The 16,252-nt window shown below is 70.3% G+C and carries 16 protein-coding genes; 8 read left to right on the forward strand and 8 right to left on the reverse strand.

Annotated elements, in window-relative coordinates:
* Window positions 1-378 precede the first annotated feature (378 nt).
* Window positions 379-1,248, forward strand: a complete 870-nt coding sequence (locus CACI_RS17280; protein WP_012787676.1) for a siderophore-interacting protein — start codon at window positions 379-381, stop codon at window positions 1,246-1,248.
* Between the two features lie 58 nt (window positions 1,249-1,306).
* Here CACI_RS17280 and CACI_RS17285 read toward each other — a convergent pair whose 3' ends face one another.
* Window positions 1,307-1,672, reverse strand: coding sequence for a WhiB family transcriptional regulator (locus tag CACI_RS17285; RefSeq protein WP_223297559.1), 366 nt, complete (start codon window positions 1,670-1,672; stop codon window positions 1,307-1,309).
* Window positions 1,673-1,685: 13 nt separating this feature from the next.
* Window positions 1,686-2,357: a nucleoside deaminase gene (locus CACI_RS17290; RefSeq protein WP_012787678.1), complete on the reverse strand. Its 672-nt coding sequence runs from the start codon at window positions 2,355-2,357 to the stop codon at window positions 1,686-1,688.
* 144 nt (window positions 2,358-2,501) lie between these two features.
* On the opposite strand from CACI_RS17290, the gene CACI_RS17295 reads away from it, so the two are divergent.
* The 4 genes from CACI_RS17295 (at window position 2,502) to CACI_RS45685 (ending at window position 6,642) form a co-directional block, all read left to right on the forward strand.
* Window positions 2,502-3,191: a hypothetical protein gene (locus CACI_RS17295; RefSeq protein ID WP_012787679.1), complete on the forward strand. Its 690-nt coding sequence runs from the start codon at window positions 2,502-2,504 to the stop codon at window positions 3,189-3,191.
* A 149-nt stretch (window positions 3,192-3,340) separates the two neighbouring features.
* Window positions 3,341-5,503 carry a catalase gene (locus CACI_RS17300; RefSeq protein ID WP_012787680.1) on the forward strand — a complete coding sequence of 721 codons (2,163 nt, stop codon included), beginning with the start codon at window positions 3,341-3,343 and terminating at the stop codon, window positions 5,501-5,503.
* Window positions 5,504-5,676: 173 nt separating this feature from the next.
* Window positions 5,677-6,114, forward strand: coding sequence for a hypothetical protein (locus CACI_RS17305; protein WP_012787681.1), 438 nt, complete (start codon window positions 5,677-5,679; stop codon window positions 6,112-6,114).
* Window positions 6,115-6,123: 9 nt separating this feature from the next.
* Window positions 6,124-6,642 (forward strand): hypothetical protein, encoded by a 519-nt coding sequence (locus CACI_RS45685; RefSeq protein ID WP_012787682.1) that lies wholly within the window; start codon window positions 6,124-6,126, stop codon window positions 6,640-6,642.
* 27 nt (window positions 6,643-6,669) lie between these two features.
* On the opposite strand, the gene CACI_RS17315 is transcribed toward CACI_RS45685, so the two are convergent.
* Window positions 6,670-7,857: a PP2C family protein-serine/threonine phosphatase gene (locus CACI_RS17315; RefSeq protein ID WP_012787683.1), complete on the reverse strand. Its 1,188-nt coding sequence runs from the start codon at window positions 7,855-7,857 to the stop codon at window positions 6,670-6,672.
* Window positions 7,854-9,551: a sensor histidine kinase gene (locus CACI_RS17320; RefSeq protein WP_012787684.1), complete on the reverse strand. Its 1,698-nt coding sequence runs from the start codon at window positions 9,549-9,551 to the stop codon at window positions 7,854-7,856. Before CACI_RS17320 ends, CACI_RS17315 begins: the two co-directional genes overlap by 4 nt.
* A gap of 216 nt (window positions 9,552-9,767) precedes the next feature.
* Between CACI_RS17320 and CACI_RS17325 the strand changes: the two genes are divergently transcribed.
* Entirely contained in the window at window positions 9,768-10,217 is a 450-nt protein-coding gene (locus tag CACI_RS17325) for a response regulator (protein WP_012787685.1), read from the forward strand.
* 222 nt (window positions 10,218-10,439) lie between these two features.
* Here the strand turns inward: CACI_RS17325 and CACI_RS17330 are convergent, their stop codons facing one another.
* From CACI_RS17330 to CACI_RS54220, 3 genes are all read right to left on the reverse strand, one after another.
* A complete protein-coding gene (locus CACI_RS17330) occupies window positions 10,440-11,090 on the reverse strand; it encodes a hypothetical protein (protein ID WP_015792122.1) in 651 nt (216 codons plus the stop codon).
* Window positions 11,091-11,155: 65 nt separating this feature from the next.
* The gene (locus CACI_RS17335; protein WP_015792123.1) at window positions 11,156-12,592 is read right to left on the reverse strand and encodes a mycothione reductase; all 1,437 of its coding nucleotides are present in this window, start codon (window positions 12,590-12,592) and stop codon (window positions 11,156-11,158) included.
* Between the two features lie 34 nt (window positions 12,593-12,626).
* The gene (locus tag CACI_RS54220; protein ID WP_395994337.1) at window positions 12,627-12,698 is read right to left on the reverse strand and encodes a GGIII-like transmembrane region-containing protein; all 72 of its coding nucleotides are present in this window, start codon (window positions 12,696-12,698) and stop codon (window positions 12,627-12,629) included.
* Between the two features lie 197 nt (window positions 12,699-12,895).
* On the opposite strand from CACI_RS54220, the gene CACI_RS17340 reads away from it, so the two are divergent.
* Both CACI_RS17340 and CACI_RS17345 read left to right on the forward strand, forming a co-directional pair.
* Window positions 12,896-14,521 carry a diacylglycerol/lipid kinase family protein gene (locus CACI_RS17340; RefSeq protein ID WP_015792124.1) on the forward strand — a complete coding sequence of 542 codons (1,626 nt, stop codon included), beginning with the start codon at window positions 12,896-12,898 and terminating at the stop codon, window positions 14,519-14,521.
* Window positions 14,518-15,111 (forward strand): phosphatase PAP2 family protein, encoded by a 594-nt coding sequence (locus CACI_RS17345; RefSeq protein WP_015792125.1) that lies wholly within the window; start codon window positions 14,518-14,520, stop codon window positions 15,109-15,111. The genes CACI_RS17340 and CACI_RS17345 overlap by 4 nt, the downstream gene beginning before the upstream one ends.
* A 6-nt stretch (window positions 15,112-15,117) precedes the next feature.
* On the opposite strand, the gene CACI_RS17350 is transcribed toward CACI_RS17345, so the two are convergent.
* Window positions 15,118-16,167, reverse strand: a complete 1,050-nt coding sequence (locus CACI_RS17350; protein WP_015792126.1) for a LacI family DNA-binding transcriptional regulator — start codon at window positions 16,165-16,167, stop codon at window positions 15,118-15,120.
* Window positions 16,168-16,252 lie beyond the last annotated feature (85 nt).

Raw genomic sequence — 16,252 nt, forward strand, 5'->3', positions numbered from 1 at the left:
CGGCGGATTGCGGATCGGATCGCGGACAGAACTGCGGATCGCGGGACAGAACTGCGGATCGGATGGCGGGCTAGAACCGTGGATCGGATCGCGGGACAGGACTGCGGATCGGATGGCGGGCTAGAACCGTGGATCGGATCGCGAGCTAGAACCGTGGATCGGATCGCGGGACAGAACTGCGGATCGGATCGCGGGCTAGAACCGTGGATCGGATCGCGCGACAGAACTGCGGATCGGATCGCGGGCTGAGCCGTGTGCCGGGCTTCCCACCGCCGTGCGCCGAGCCGCCTACCAGGGCGCGTGCTTGATCCCGTAGTGCGCACCGGACCATTAACCTGATCATCGACCAGGTCACCCATCGAAGGATTCCGAATACCCATGACCGAACGCCCCGAGCGCGGCGCCGGCGGCAGGCGCCGTGGCGCGCCGCCCCGGCTCGCCCATGTCCAGCGCGTCGAGCGTGTCACCCCGCACATGATCCGGGTTGTGCTGGGCGGACCCGGGCTGGAAGGCCTTGAGGCCGACCAGTACACCGACCACTATGTCAAGATCCTGTTTCCGCTCGCGGGCGTCGAGTACCCCGAGCCGTTCGACATGCAGCAGGTCCGGGAGGAGATGCCGCGCGAGCTGTGGCCGAGTGTGCGGACCTACTCGGTGCGTGCCTGGGACGCCGCGAAGCTGGAGCTGACGATCGATTTCGTCTACCACGGCGACGAGGGCATCGCAGGGCCCTGGGCTGCTCGCGCGCAGCCCGGCGACCCTGTGCGCTTCAGTGGGCCGGGTGGCGGTTACGCCCCTGACCCCGACGCCGACTGGCACCTGCTCGCAGGTGACGAGAGCGCGCTGCCCGCCATCGCCGCAGCGCTGGAGCGGATGCCGGAAGGCGCCCGCGTGCACGCCTTCATCGAAGTCAGCGACTCCGCCGAGGAGCAGAAGCTGGAGACCGGCGCGGACGCGACGATCACCTGGCTGCACCGCGGCGACGCCCCCGCCGGCAAGACGCTCGTCGACGCGGTGTCAGGGTTCGATTTCCCCGAGGGCGCCGTGCACGCGTTCGTCCACGGCGAGGCGGGCTTCGTCAAGGAACTGCGACGCCTGCTGTTCATCGAACGCGGCGTGCCGCGCGACCAGGTGTCGATCTCCGGCTACTGGCGCCTCGGTCACGACGAGGACGGCTGGCAGGCCGGCAAGCGCGCCTGGAACGCACAGGTCGAGGCGGATCAGGACGGAACCGGTACCGCGTCCTGAGGTTGAGGGATCGATCGCCAAGCTGAGGGATCGATCGGCGACGGGAATCAGCCCTGAGTCACGGACGCCCCGCCGCAGGTCCCCGCGATCCCGGCAGCGTGCCGGCGCGGCGACCGCGGCGTCGGTGGGTGGCACGTTCGCGCTGCGTGGTGCCGCCCCAGACGCCGAAGCGTTCGGGGGTCGACTCGGCGAAGCGCAGGCATTCGGCCTGGACCGGGCAGGTGGCGCAGATCTTCTTCGCGGCCTGTTCGCGGCGGACGCGATCGGAGTGCCGCTCGTGGGCCGGGTCGAAGAAGAGGTCGGTGTCGTGGTCGCGGCAGGCGGCCTGCTCGTGCCACTCGTGGCGGCGGACGGGGTCTTCGTCGAGGGGGGCGAGGGGGATGAGGACGTGCATGGTGGCCTCCCGAAAGGGGGTGATCGACACGGTCGGTCGTCCTTCAGTCGTCCTGGTGTTTTCGTCCCCAGTCGGTCAGCGGCTCTTCCGCGTGATCGTGCGCCTGCTGCCGGATGTCCATCGGCCAGGCGTCGCGGGGTTGGTCGAACAGGTCGTAGATTTCCTTGTCCGGGAATCCGGCGCGCGCCGAGCTCTCGCGATCGGCGGCGTACACGATCCCCGTCAGCCCTGCCCACTTGATGGCCGCCAAGCACATCGGGCACGGTTCGCAGGACGCGTAGAGCACGGCGCCGGCGAGGTTGATGTCCTTGAGGACTCGGCACGCCTCGCGGATCGCCAGCATCTCCGCGTGCGCCGTCGGGTCGCCGTCCGCCAGCACCTCGTTGACTCCGGTGGCGATGACCGCGCCGTCGCGCACGATCACGGCGCCGAACGGCCAGCCGCCTGCTTCGACGTTGTCCTGCGCGAGGGCGATCGCCTGGCCCAGCCAATCGTCCGAAGCCTGGCCGGATTGGTGGTCGGTTCGGGGTTCGGCTTGGTCGGCTTGTGGGTCAGAGTGGTCCTCGTAGTCCACGTCGTCGATCGTCTGCGACGAAGGAATGATCTGGTCGTGCAGGGTCTTCCTGGCCCGGTCGACCTCCTTGCGGGCATCGGCGAGCGTCTCGGCGGTCCGCTCCCTCATCTCTTCCAGCGGGTCCTCAGGTGACGCAGTCATCGGCCTCTCCATCATCAGCACGAGGCTGTTCGGAACGGTGCTTCTGGTGCCCGCCACCGCTGGGGTCAAACGGTGGAGCAGCGCGTTTGTCGCCTGCGTCTGGGGCTATACGTGGTGCCTACAGCGAGCGGAGAGGAAACCGAGATGTATGACAATCTCGAGTACGTGATGGGCAGCCGGGTCCGATGTGCCGGCGAGCTGTGCGGCCATGTGGAGTCCGTCGTGGTCGACCCGGTGGCGGGCAAGCTCACCCACTTGGTCGTCATCGCTGACGAGGGGGACGGCGACGGGGAGGCACGCCTGGTTCCTGTGCACTTGGCCGTCCCGAGCACCGACAGCGTCGATCTGAACTGCACCCGCGAGCGCTTCGAGGAGTTCGAGCCGGCGGTGGAGACCCGCTTCTTGCAGGGCGCCGTGGACCCGGCGACGGGGAACGGCGGCGACGGCCGGATCTGGCAGTGGCCGTACTTCGGCGTCGCGCTGACGCCCGGTCCGCTCGGGACGGCGCCGGCGGTGGATCCGGAGCCGCCGATCACCACGGTCGAGCGCATCCCGGCGGGCGAAGTCGGCGTGCGCCGCGGCGAGCGCGTGCACGCCGTGGACGGCGAGATCGGGCGCGTGCGCGGCCTGGTCGTCGTGCCGCCGGACAGCGAGGTGACGCACGTCCTGCTGGACGAGGGCCACCTGTGGGGGCGCAAGCGCGTCGCCATCCCGATCCGCGACGTGGCGGGGATCGACTTGGAGGGCGTCGCGGTGCGGCTGACGAAGGACGAGATCAAGGACCTTCCGCCGGTGGACGTCGCGGGTCTGGAGGACGAGGGCGCCTCGGACTGACCTGCGCAAGTGGTGCTGCCCATGTGGGTGAGGCGCGGATGAGGCACGGGCGAAGCGCGGCGACGGCGCTGAAATCCAGCTGTTTGCACCGGTTGGTGCCGGGCACCCGTCCCGGGTAACGATCCGGATCATCGCCGAAGGAGCACGCCATGGCAGTGGGCCCAGCGACCGCGGGCAGCGGAGCAGACCGTGAAGACAGCAAGGACGCCCAGCTCGAAACGGTCAGGGCTCACCCGGCCCAGGACGTGGTCACGACCGACCAGGGCGTCCGGATCGACGACACGGACAACTCCCTGCGCGCCGGCGAACGCGGTCCGACGCTGCTGGAGGACTTTCAGGCGCGGGAGAAGCTCACCCATTTCGACCACGAGCGCATCCCCGAGCGTGTGGTGCACGCCCGGGGCTCTGCGGCGTACGGCTACTTCGAGTGCTACGAACCCCTGACCGAGCTCACGTGTGCCGACTTCCTGTCCGAGGCCGGGCTGCGCACGCCGGTGTTCGTGCGGTTCTCCACCGTGCAGGGACCGCGCGGCTCGGCCGACACCGTGCGGGACGTGCGCGGGTTCGCCACGAAGTTCTACACCCGCGAGGGCAACTACGACCTGGTCGGCAACAACATGCCGGTGTTCTTCATCCAGGACGCGATCAAGTTCCCGGACTTCGTGCACGCGGTGAAGCCCGAGCCGCACAACGAGATGCCGACCGGCGGTACCGCGCACGACACCTTCTGGGACTTCTGCTCCCTGCAGCCGGAATCCACGCACATGCTGATGTGGGCCATGTCGGACCGGGCGATCCCGCGCAGCCTGCGGATGATGCAGGGGTTCGGCGTGCACACCTTCCGATTCGTCACCGCCGAGGGCCGCGGCACGTTCGTGAAGTTCCACTGGCGGCCCAAGCTCGGCGTCGCCTCCCAGGTCTGGGACGAGGCGCAGCTGACCGCCGGGAAGGACCCCGACTTCCACCGCCGCGACCTGTGGGAGGCGATCGAGTCCGGCAGCTACCCGGAGTGGGAGCTCGGCGTGCAGCTGGTGGCCGAGGAAGACGAGTCGCGCTTCGACTTCGACATCCTGGACGCCACGAAGCTGATTCCCGAAGAGCTGGTCCCGGTCAAGGTGATCGGCCGCATGGTCCTGGACCGCAACCCCGAGAACTTCTTCGCCGAGACCGAACAGGCCGCCTTCCACACCGCCAACATCGTGCCCGGCATCGACTTCTCCAACGACCCCCTTCTCCAGGGCCGCAACTTCTCCTACCTGGACACGCAGCTGATCCGGCTCGGCGGTCCCAACTTCTCCCAGCTCCCGGTCAACCGCCCGGTCGCCGACGTGCACACCAACCACCGCGACGGCTACGGCCAGCAGGTCATCCACCGCGGCGTCAGCTACGCGCCGAACTCCCTGAGCGGGAACAACCCGCACCAGGCCGGCCAGGAGCGGCAGCCCGGCGTCTTCAAGCACTACCAGCAGCGCGTCGACGGCGAGGCCATCCGCAAGCGCAGCGAGAGCTTCTCCGACCACTACAGCCAGGCCACGCTGTTCTGGAACAGCATGGCCGACTGGGAGCGGCAGCACATCGTCGACGCGTTCCGCTTCGAGCTCGGCAAGGTCGAGACGGCGGAGATCCGCGAACGCATGGTCGGCAACCTCACGCACGTCGACGCCGGGCTGGCGCGGCAGGTCGCCGAAGGACTGGGGATGGAGCTGCCGGAGCCGGGCGACGACGCCCCGCGCCGCGGCGACCAAGCCTCCCCGGCGGCGTCCCCGGCGCTGAGTCAGGACAACCTGCTGCCCGGCGATCCGAGCACCCGCAAGGTCGCGCTGCTCGCCGCCGACGGCGTCGACGTGGCGCTCGTCGGCGACCTCGTCGCGCAGCTGCGGGAGCGCGGGGTCACCGCCGAAGTCGTCGGTCTGCACGGCGGAGCGCTGTCGGGGCAAAGCGGCGAGGTCAGCACCATCGGCGTGGACAAGGCGCTGCCCACGACCGCCTCGGTCCTGTACGACGCGGTGCTGCTGGGCGGCGGCGAGCAGTCCGTCCAAGCCGTCGGCGCGAACACCGACGCCCGGCGCTTCGTCGCGGAGGCCTACCGCCACGGCAAGCCGATCGGCGCGCTGGGCCCGGGAATCGGCCTCCTGACCGACGTGACCGGCGTGACCGGCGAGGTCGGAGCCGACCTGAACGGCGAGGAGCCGCGCTCTCAGCAGGGACTGGTCATCGCCGCGTCGACCGAGGGCGGGGTGGACGGTTTCATCGAGGCGTTCGCCGCCGCGCTGTCCGCGCACCGCTTCTTCGGACGCGAATCAGCAAGCTGATCTTCGACGCGCGACGGTTGTGGGTCAAACGGTGAAAACCGTTTGGCCCACAGCTGTTCCCGCCTCTGGGACCGTTTCGAAATCACCGCATTGGTCACATGGAGCCGGGCGGTGCCGACTTGGAGGAGGACCCTTTCGTCGGTCGTCGAAGGCGCCGCAAGGAGGTGGAGTCCATGGCGATCCATGCCCCGGCCGTGCGCGTCGCGCCGATAGGCGTGTCCTCCGGAATCGTGCTCACCGGGCTCGGTGCGGCCGCCCTGGTCGTCAGCGCGTTTCTGGACTGGACGCGGAACACCCAGGGGATCCGGGTCTCCTGGCGCGCCGTCGTCGACAGCGGCTTCGGCGGAACCCCGGACCTGGGCAGGTCGGTCGGCGGTGCGGCGGTCCTGATCGGGCTGGTCGCGATGCTGGGGCTGTTCGACGTCAGCGGCCTGCTGACCGCGCTGGCCGGAGTGGCCGGGGTCTTCGGCTCCGTGCTGTTCCTGATCCATGTGCAGCGCTCGGCGGACCACAGTTTGCAGGGCGGGATGTGGCTGGCGCTCGCCGGGTCGGTGCTGTGTGTCGTCGCCGGTCTGGGCGGTACGCGCGGCGCGGTCGTCGTGGGGGAGTGAGAGCCGATCATGACCCAGTCCGACGCGCCACAAAGCACCGCCGCCGACGAACCGATCCTGGAAGAGCGACTGGACCCGCCGCCGCGCGCCGTGCCGCATTGGACCGGCTGGCTGCTGCTCGTCCTCGGGGTCTTCACCCTGCCGTGGACGGCCAACCTCGCCGTCGCCCTGCCGGACAAGTCCGAGGCAGCGCACTACAACGTCTCCTGGGTCGGCTTCGACCTCATCCTGTGCGCGCTGCTCTTCCGCACCGGCTGGTCACTGCTGTATCACCGGATGTATGTAGAGGTCACTGCCGCGATGGCGGGTGTGGTGCTCATCATCGACGCGTGGTTCGACGTCATGTCGGCTCCGGACACCACGGAGTTCGTGCGCGCGCTGGTTCTGGCGCTGTGCGTCGAGATACCGCTGGCCATCTTCTGCCTGTGGGTGGCCGTACGCGTGGAACACGAACGCCGGCGGCGCTCGGAACTGATGGTGGCGACCGTGCGGCGCCTCACCGGCCGCCGCAAGCGTCCGCCGCAGTAGCCGCAGTAGCCTGATTCGGGTCGTACCTCACCATGCCAGATGAAGTATTGCGAGGTCGTCGGCGTGCCGGTCGGCGTTCAAGGACTGCGCCGCATTGATGAGATGGTCCAGGAACTCGCCCGGTTCCAGCCGCGGCGCCTGGGCGATCAGGTCCCCCAGCCCGGCCGCGCCGAGGCGTTGGCCGTCCGGGCCGGCGTGGCCCTCGATGAGGCCGTCGGTGTAGAGCAGCAGGGCGCCGCGGGGCGGCAGGGCGAACTCGCTGCGGCGCCACTCGTGGCGGCCGGGGGCGATACCCAGGGCCATGCCGTAGGCGGCGGGCAGGTTCTCGGCCTTGTGCGCACCGATCAGCAGCGGTTCGTGGTGGCCGGCGAGGATCACCGAGACCGTGCCCGCGTGCGGGTCCAGCGTCAGGATCGTGCAGGTGGCGAACATGGCAGGGTGCGTGCGCTCGGCGACCAGCACCTTTTCGAGCAGGGCGAGCAGTTCCAGGTCGCGGTGGCCGGCCAGGGTCAGCGCGCGCCAGGTGATGCGCAGGCAGACGCCGAGCGCGGCCTCGTCCGGGCCGTGCCCGCTGACGTCGCCGATGACGGCGTGCACCGCGCCGTCGGCGTCCTGGACGATGTCCAGGAAGTCGCCGCCGAGCAGCGCCGCCTCCCGGCTGGGCAGATAGCGCGTCGTGGCCCGCAGGCGCGGCGAGTCCAGCAGCGGCGCCGGCAGCAGACCGCGCTCCAGGCGCACGTTCTCCTCGGCGCGCAGCTGGTTGCGCATCAGCTCGGCGGTGGCGTGCTCGGCCAGTTTGCGGCTCATCGCGTAGCGCAGCGCGCGCCGCATTATCTGCGCGTCCACGTGGTCCTTGACCAGGTAGTCCTGCGCGCCGGAGGCCACGGCGGCCTCGCCGCTGTGCGGGTCGGCCAGTCCGGTCAGGACGATGACGGCCACGTCCGGGACGGCCCGCTGGACCGCGCGCAGCAGCGGCAGACCGCTGGCGTCGGGCAGGTGCAGGTCCAGCAGGACACAGTCGCAGTCCTGGCGGCGCAGGACGGTCAGCGCCTCGGACAGACTGCGCGCCACGGTCAGGGAGTAGCGAAGGCCGGTGTCGGAGAGCATCTCCTCGACCAGGACGGCGTCGCCGAGGTCGTCCTCGACGAGGACGAGGCGGAAGCCGTCGTCGGACGGGGGTTCGGTGGCCGGCCGGCCCGCGGTCGCGAGGTTCACGGTGTCTGGTCTCCACGGATGTCGTCGCCGGCGTCGGCGGGTTGTGCTTCTTCTGCTGCTCCCTCTGTCGCGTCCGCTTCGTCCGCGCGGACAGGGAAGGTGATGACGATACGCGCGCCGGTCTCGCGGTCCGGGTCGATCGCGATCCGGCCGCCGTGCAGCTCGACGATCTTGCGGGAGACGGCGAGCCCGATGCCGTTGCCCGGGTAGGCGTCGCGGGAATGCAGCCGCTGGAAGATCGCGAAGACCCGGTCGGCGTACTCGGCGGGGATGCCGATGCCGTTGTCGGCGACGGCGATCTCCCACTCGCCGCCGGTTTCGTCCGGGTCGGTGGAGGTGTCGGCGCCGTTACTCTCTGCGTCCTGGGAACTGCCGGACGCGGGGTTCTCGTCCGCTTCGTCGGAACCGTTCCCCCCGACGCGGGCGACCGTGACCTCGATCCGCGGCGGCCGCTCGGGGTCGCGGAACTTCACGGCGTTGGAGATCAGGTTCTGCAGCAGCATGCCCATCTGCGTCTGGTCGCCGGCCACGGTCGGGAGCCGGTCGTGGGTGACCTGCGCGCCGGTCTCCTCGATCGCGATGCTCAAGGTGTCCAGCACGCGGTCGAAGACCGCCTCCAGGTCCACGACGCCCTCGGCGTCGAAGGTGCGGCCGACGCGGGAGAACGCCAGCAGGTCCTGGATCAGGGTCTGCATGCGGTTCGCGCCGTCCACGGCGAACTCGATGTACTGGTTCGCGCGCTCGTCGAGCTGGTCGGCGTAGCGGCGCTGGAGCAGCTGGCAGAAGCTGGCGACCTTGCGCAGCGGCTCCTGCAGGTCGTGGGAGGCGACGTAGGCGAACTGCTCGAGTTCGGCGTTGGAGCGCTCCAGATCCGCCGCCTGATCGTCCAGCATCCGCCGGGCGTGCTCGACCGCCGTCAGCTCGTCGGCCAGGCGGCGGCGCATGGCCTCCACGTCGCCGGCCAGGTCGCGCAGGTCCGACGGGCCGTTCGGGGCGATGGGGTGGTTCAGGTCGCCCGAGGCGACCTGCCGGGCGTCGGCGGACAATCCGGCCAGCGGCCGGGTCACGCCGCGGCGCAGCCCTTCGAAGACCAGGAGCATCATCGCCACGATCGCCACGGCGACGGCGAAGAAGACCTCATCGCGCTGCCGCTCGGCGGTGGTCAGGTCGGCGCGCGCGTCCTGGCGGGTCCGCTGGAGCTGGGCCTGCTGGCCGGTCATCGCCGTGCGCAGCGCGTCGAACTTCGTCTTCGCCGCGTCCAGCCGCGCGCTGCTGAGCGCGCGGGCGTCCGCCGGCGTGGAGGCGGCGACCGGCTGGGCGTAGGAGGTCTGCCAGGCCTGGGCCAGAGCCACGACCTCGTCCAGCCGGCGCACCCCTTCCGCGCCGCCGGCTCGAAGGCTGCGCAGGGTCGCCACCGCGTGCTGCTCGTCGGCGACACCCTGGGTGTAGGGCTGGAGGAACTCGCTGCTCCCGGACAAGCCGTAACCCCGGACGCCGGTCTCCTGATTGACCATCGCCGACTCCAGGCTCACGGACGCGGTCAGCGCGGGGGAGTCGCGGTCGGCCATGGTGTGCGTGGCGTCGGAGGCGTGGTTCGCCGCCGCCATGGCGAGCGCGGCCAACGCGGCCAGGACGACCGAGGCCACCGTTGTTCCGACGACGAGCCAATACCGGGTGGTGCGCCGCACCGGCATCCCTCACTCCCTGTTTCCGTCACGCCGGACGGCGTGATCTTGCTGTGCGACAGTGCCGGAAACGATACCGATGTTCGACTCCCGTGCTGGCGCGGGCCGGGCCGCGGTCGTTGTCGGTGCCACCGGCGCGGCACTACCCTGATCGTGTCGCTGCTTCCCTGTAGCCGCAGGCGTCGCTGACCCGACCATGGCGGACGCCGCTGAGGGGAACCTGACATGACATTCACCGCGACCCGTTCCTACGGGATCCTCTTGGTCGAGGACGACGCGGCCGACGCGATGCTGATCCAGGACGCGCTGCTGGAGCGTCCCTCGGAGCACACGATCACCCAGGTCGAGGACGGCGTCGCCGCCCTGCACCACCTGAACGATCCCGCGCGTCCGCACCCCGACCTGATCCTGATGGACCTGAACATGCCCCGCATGAACGGCCGCGAGCTGCTCGCGGTGCTGAAGGCCGACCAGGTGCTCAAGGCCATCCCGGTGGTGGTGCTGACCACCTCCGCCGCGCCGGACGACGTGAGCGCGGCCTACCAAGGGCACGCCAACGCGTACATCACCAAGCCCGTCAACCTCGACGACTTCGTCTCGGCGGTGCAAAGCATCGACACCTTCTTCCTCGACACGGCCGCACGGGTGCCGCGCGAGGGCAAGCCGGGGTTCTGACCGCCGGAAAGCAATGGAGATCGGTCCCGCCCTCCCTCAGGCCGATCTCCCCCTCGAGTCCCGCCGCGGGCGGGGAGCCGGCGATGTCTGGGCGCTTGTGACCACCTCCCGCTAAACGAAACGGGGGACACGGGGCGAATTTTTTTGGCGCGGCTTTTACGCGCTTATGCCCGCAGGCGAGCGCAGTGATTCCGGTCACGGGGAGCAGGCCGCCACCGCCGATCAGAGCGTGCCCTCCAGCGCTGACCGGTTTTTCCGTATGTCGTCCAGCACTTCCTGGCCGATGCGTCGGGTCTCGCGGCGGTTGAACAGCGCGCCGGCGGCTGCGCCGGTGAGCAACGGTCCGAGGGACAGCGTGTTGCGCCCGGCGCGGTGCGCCAGTCGCCGGGACAACCGTTTGCGCAGCGGGGAGCCGATCGCCAGGGCGAGGCTGCCGGGCACCAGGACGGCGCTGCGGCGCTCGCCCCAGGCGATGACGTAGGCGGTCATCCGGCTCGCGCCGGCTCCCGGGACGCCGAGGCCGTAGAGCTCGTGCAGCTCGGCGACGAGCTTGACCTCGATCCCCACCACGGCCAGGGTCTCCGCGGCGATCTCGACCGGGAACGCCGGCACGAACGGCAGCACGGCCCAGGCGCCGACCGTCGCGCCGGTCGCCGCCGTGGCGCGCGACGCGGTGCGGATCAGCGAGTCGGCAATCTCGTCGGGTGTGAGCCCGGGGTACTGCGCCAGCAGCGCCGCCTGGTTGCGGACGGGCAGCTTCGGCGCGGTGGCGAGCACCTCGTCGAGCAGCTTCTGTCCGGACGTTCGCAGACCCTGCCGGGCCCGCTTGCCACCTTGCACGCTCAGCGCTTTGGCCTTCGCCTGTCGGCTCATGGCGTCCCCACCTGCTTCCCGTCGCCTTCGGGCGGCGACGAGGCGCCTCGTACCCCGGATTCCGGTTAATTCACAGGTGATTTCGCCGACCTCTGAGGAAGGTCGAGCAGAGCGTTCTCGACGAGCTCTGACATCGCCGGATGGATCCAGTACTGGCCGCGCGCGACGGTCGCGGCGTCCTGTCCCAGGCTCATCGCCTGAATCAGCGGCTGGATCAGCACCGATGCCTGCGGACCGATGATGTGCGCGCCGAGCAGCCGCCCGGTCTGGGGATCGGCGAGGACTTTGGCGAAGCCCTCCGGGTCGTTCATCGCCCAGCCGTAGGCGATCTCGCTGTAGTCACGCTTTCCGACGACGTACGGAACGCCCTCGGCCCGAGCCCGCTGTTCGGTCAGCCCGACCGAGGCGATCTGCGGCGAGGTGAACACGGCGTGCGGGACGAAGCGGTGGTCGGACTCGGTCGGCTCGTCGGGGTGCGAGAAGTTGTGGGCGACCACGCGGGCTTCGTGGTTGGCGACGTGCTTGAGTTGGTGCTCGGAGCTGACGTCGCCGATCGCGAAGATGCCGGGGACGTTCGTGCGCTGGCGGCTGTCGACGGCGATCCGGCCGTCCGGATGGGTTGCGACACCGGCTGCGGACAGGTTGAGGCGGTCGGCGTTCGAGCGTCGGCCGACGGCTACGAGGAGTTCGTCGCCCTCGACGAATTCCTGGACGGACTCGACGTCATCGACGTCATCGCCGTCACCGCCGTCCGGATCGCGTAGATGGACGCGGATGCCCGTGCTGGTGCGCTCGACGCGGGTGGCTTCTCGGCGCTGGCGGAGATCCCATTTCCGGCGGGCGATGCCGGTGAACAGCTGCGAGACGTCCTCGTCTTCGCGAGTCAGCATGCTGCCGGAGCGCGAAATGACGGTGACGTGGACGCCGAGGGCTGAGAAGACGTGCGAGAACTCTGCGGCGATCGCGCCGGCGCCTAGGATGACCAGCCGCTCGGGCAGTTTCTCGACCCGCATGATGGTCTCGTTGGTCAGGAAGCCGGCGTCCTGCAGCCCTGGCACGTCCGGCACGATCGGCCGTGACCCGGCGGCGATGACGAACCGGTCGGCGCTGATCGTCTCGCCATCATTGACCAGCAAAGTGTTCGGACCGGTGAATTGTCCTTTTCCTTCAAACAATGTCAGATTCGGGCCGCCGGCGCGGCTGTCGCGCAGCCCGTCGGCCGATCGCTGATCGATGCGGTCGAAGACGCGCTTTCTGATGGCGAGCCACCGCACCGCGGGCGCCGGGAGGTCCACTCCGAACGCGTTCGCGGCGCGGGCGTCCTCGGCGAGGTCCGCGGTGTGGACGAACATCTTCGACGGGATACAGCCCACGTTCAGGCAGGTCCCGCCGAAGCCGACCGCCTGGTCCTCGACGAGGGCGACCGTCCAGCCCGCTGGACGGTCGCCGATGACGGTGTCGCCGGATCCGCTGCCGATCACGACCAGATCGAAGTGCTTCATCTCACCATCATCGCGGTGCGACGCCCTTCATGCGTTATCGGCGCATCATCAGGATAATGACAACGATGATAAGGACCAGAACGATGGCGCCGACGCTGATATACATGAAAACTCCTTATTGAGCATTAGTGGCGCGACTCCCGTCGCGCTCGACGTTCGATGTGGCCCCCTTGTGGCCAGAGGATCGGGGGGTAAACGTCGAACAGATCTATGGATTGGGAGAGCCGGGCCCGGCGCCGCGACCGCGCGCGGTGCGTTCGCGGGCGGGGTGGCGGTACGTCATGCTGGCCGGGGAGGTGTGAGGTGGCTGTTGACCGGTGGGCGCGGGCGCTCGCCCGGATCGGCGTGGCGTGCCTGGTCGCGGCGGTGGTCGTGCTGCTGGTCGCCATCGTCTTCTTCCACGGGCTGAGCCTGGTGCTGGGGGTGCTCGCCGCCCTCCTGCTGACCGGCGTCGGCCTCTGGTGGCTGGTCACGCGGCGGGGCGTCCTGCGCTGGGTCGGGGCAGCGCTGGCCGGGGCGGCGCCGGTGGTGCTGATCGTGCTGGCGGCGGTGGCCGGGTTCTGGATCGATGGCGTCGTGGTCGCGGCGCTGGTGGCGGCCGGCGTCGGCTGCGCGCACAGCGCGGTGCGCCGTTTGGAGCAGCCGCAGACGGTCACCCGGTCCCGCACGCGGCATCCCGCCCGTCCGCGAAAGCCGGTGTTGATCATGAATCCGAAGTCCGGCGACGGCAAGGTCGGCGAGTTCGGTCTGGTGGAGAAGGCTGAGTCGCTCGGCGCCCGCGTCCTGCTGCTCGACCCCGACGCCGACCAGGACGTCGCCAAGATGGCGCGCGAGGCCGTGGCCGACGGCGCCGACCTGCTCGGAGTCGCCGGCGGCGACGGCACGCAGGCACTGGTCGCGGCAGTCGCGGCGGAGCACGACCTGCCATTCCTGGTCCTGTCCGCCGGAACCCGCAACCACTTCGCCCTGGACCTCGGCCTGGACCGCGACGACCCGGCGGCGGGCCTGGACGCCCTGCGCGACGGCATCGAACTGCGCGTGGACCTGGGAACAGTGGCGGACCGCCCCTTCGTGAACACGGCATCATTCGGCGCCTACGCCGAGATCGTGCAGAACCCCCAGTACCGCGACTCCAAGGCCGGCACGGCGCTCGAGCACCTACCGGACCTCCTCACATCCGACGGCGCGGCCCTCACGGTCGAGGCGGACGGCGAGCAGCTGCCATCCCCCCAAGTCCTCCTGGTGAGCAACAACCCCTACCTGGAGTCCGGCCGGCTCGGAGGCGGCCGCCGCCCCCGCCTGGACCGCGGAGTCCTGGGCGTGGTCGCGGTACACGTGGAGGGCGCACTGAGCGCAGCCGGCCTCGCAGTCCTCGGCACAGGCTCCGACGCGGTGACGGTGACCAGCGCCCGCCAGGTACGCGTCGACGGCGCCGAAGCCCGAATCCCGGTAGCGGTCGACGGCGAGGCACTGAACCTCGACGCCCCCGTGATCTGCACCATCCAACCCGGCGCCCTCCGAGTCCGAGTCCCCCGCAAACGCCCCGCCCAACCCCCGCCCCGCTCCCTGAAAACCGAGTGTCGCACGGTCCTGGGACTGGCCCTCGGCCACCTCAGCACCAGCATCAGCGCCGAGCCGGACGGGAGTGCTGAGCAGCGGCGGGGCGCCGGGCCCGACCAGAATGCCGAGCCGAATCGCAGCACCGAGTCGGACCGGAACCTCGGGCCGCACCAGAGCACTAAGCCGCACCAGAGCCCCGAGCCGGACCAGAACACTGAGCCGAATCGCAGTGCCGAGCCGCATCGCAGCGCCGAGCCGGACCAGAGCACCGAGCCGCACCAGGGCGCCCAGCCCGACCACCATGCCCCGCCGAACCAGAGTGCCGAGTCGCCCGAGGGCGCCGAGCCGAATCGGAGCCCTGACCAATGACCGAGCCCTCCCTCCACCCTCTCGTTGGCCAGATCTCCCCTCTCGCCCGCCGATTCCGCCGCCTCGCTGACCTCGACGCGGCCGCCTACGCAGCCGTCGCACGCACTCCCACTCCGAGCGCCGTCGACTCCGCGCTGCGCACCCTGTCGCACACCGCGAATCACTCGAAGATCTCCCTCAGCATCGCCGCCCTACTGGCCACGCGCCCGGGTCCGCCGCGCCAAGCTGCCGTGGCCGGCGTCAGTGCGGTCGCGCTCGCCTCGGCGTCGGCCAACCTGCTCGCGAAGCGGCTTGCGCGCCGACACCGGCCGCCGCGTGCTGAGCCTGGGCTGTTCCCGCGCCGTTATGTCGTGATGCCGCGGTCGGCCTCGTTTCCGTCGGGGCATACCGCTTCCGCCGTTGCGTTCGCCGTCGCGGTCGGCCGGGTGCTGCCGGGTGCGGCGGTGCCGCTCGGCGCCCTGGCCGCAGTGGTCGGATACTCGCGCGTGCATACCGGCGTGCACTATCCCGGGGACGTGGTCGGTGGTGCGGTGCTCGGGGCGGCGAGTGCGGCGGTGGTGCTCAGGGTGCGGCGGGGCGTCGAGAGCTGAGTCTCCTCACGCCGAGTCGCGGACCACGAGCGTGGGCTCGAATATGCGCGAGGTGACGCGTGGTTGCCGTTCGTCGATGTGCGCTAGGAGCAGGTCTGCCATTGCCGCGGCCATGTCCTCGATCGGCTGGCGGACGGTGGTCAGGGGTGGGCGGCTGGCGGTGGCGGCGCTGCTGTCGTCGAAGCCGACGACCGCGACGCGGCCGGGGACGGCGATGCCGCGGTCGTGCAGTGCGAGCAGTGCGCCCTGGGCCATCAGGTCGTTGGCCGCGAACAGGCCGTCGATGTCGGGGTAGCGGTCCAGGAGTTCGCGCATCGCCTGCTCGCCGCTGTCCTGCGTGAAGTTGCCCTCCACCGAGGGGACGAACGCGTGCCCGTGCCGGGCCATCGCCTCGCGGAAGCCGTTGAGGCGGTCCTGGCTGGCGGGCATGTCCATCGGGCCGGAGATGGTGGCCACCTGCTGGCAGCCGCGCTCGGCCAGGCGGTCGGCGGCGAGGCCCGCGCCGACGTGCTGGGCGACGTCCACGTAGCTGATCGGGATCGGTGTGCTCGGGCGCCGGGACAGGACGGTCGGCAGTCCGGATTCGATCAGCATGGAGGGCAGGGGGTCGTCGGCGTGGGTGGAGATGAGCAGGACGCCGTCGACGTGTCCCTGCCGCAGGTAGTCGATGAGCTGGCTGCGGGAGTCGTTGGTCTCGGCGAGCATCAGGACCAGGTTCACCGCGCGGGGACGCAGGACGCTGATGATCCCGCTCACCACGCGGCCGAAGAACGGGTCGGTGAAGACGCGGCCCAGGAACGGGTCGTCGAAGGAGCGGTGCTCGGCCTCCGACACGACCAGCGCCACCGATCCGGTGCGCCGGGTCACCAGGGAGCGCGCCGCCTGGTTCGGCACGTAGCCGGTCTGCGCCACCGCCGCCTGGACGACCTCGCGGATGCGGCGGTCGACGTTGCGGGTGTCGTTGACGACGCGGGAGACTGTCGCGCGGGAGACTCCGGCGACGCGCGCGACGTCCTCGAGCGTCGGCGCGCGCGGTATGTCGTCGTCAGCGGTCATGTTTTGTTTATAGCACGCCGGAGAGCGCTCTCCGCACGGGTTCGGTCAGAGCTCGTCCAGAGCTCTGCCGAAGCTCCGCCGACGC

The organism is Catenulispora acidiphila DSM 44928 (genome assembly GCF_000024025.1).
In the GTDB taxonomy this organism is placed as follows: domain Bacteria; phylum Actinomycetota; class Actinomycetes; order Streptomycetales; family Catenulisporaceae; genus Catenulispora; species Catenulispora acidiphila.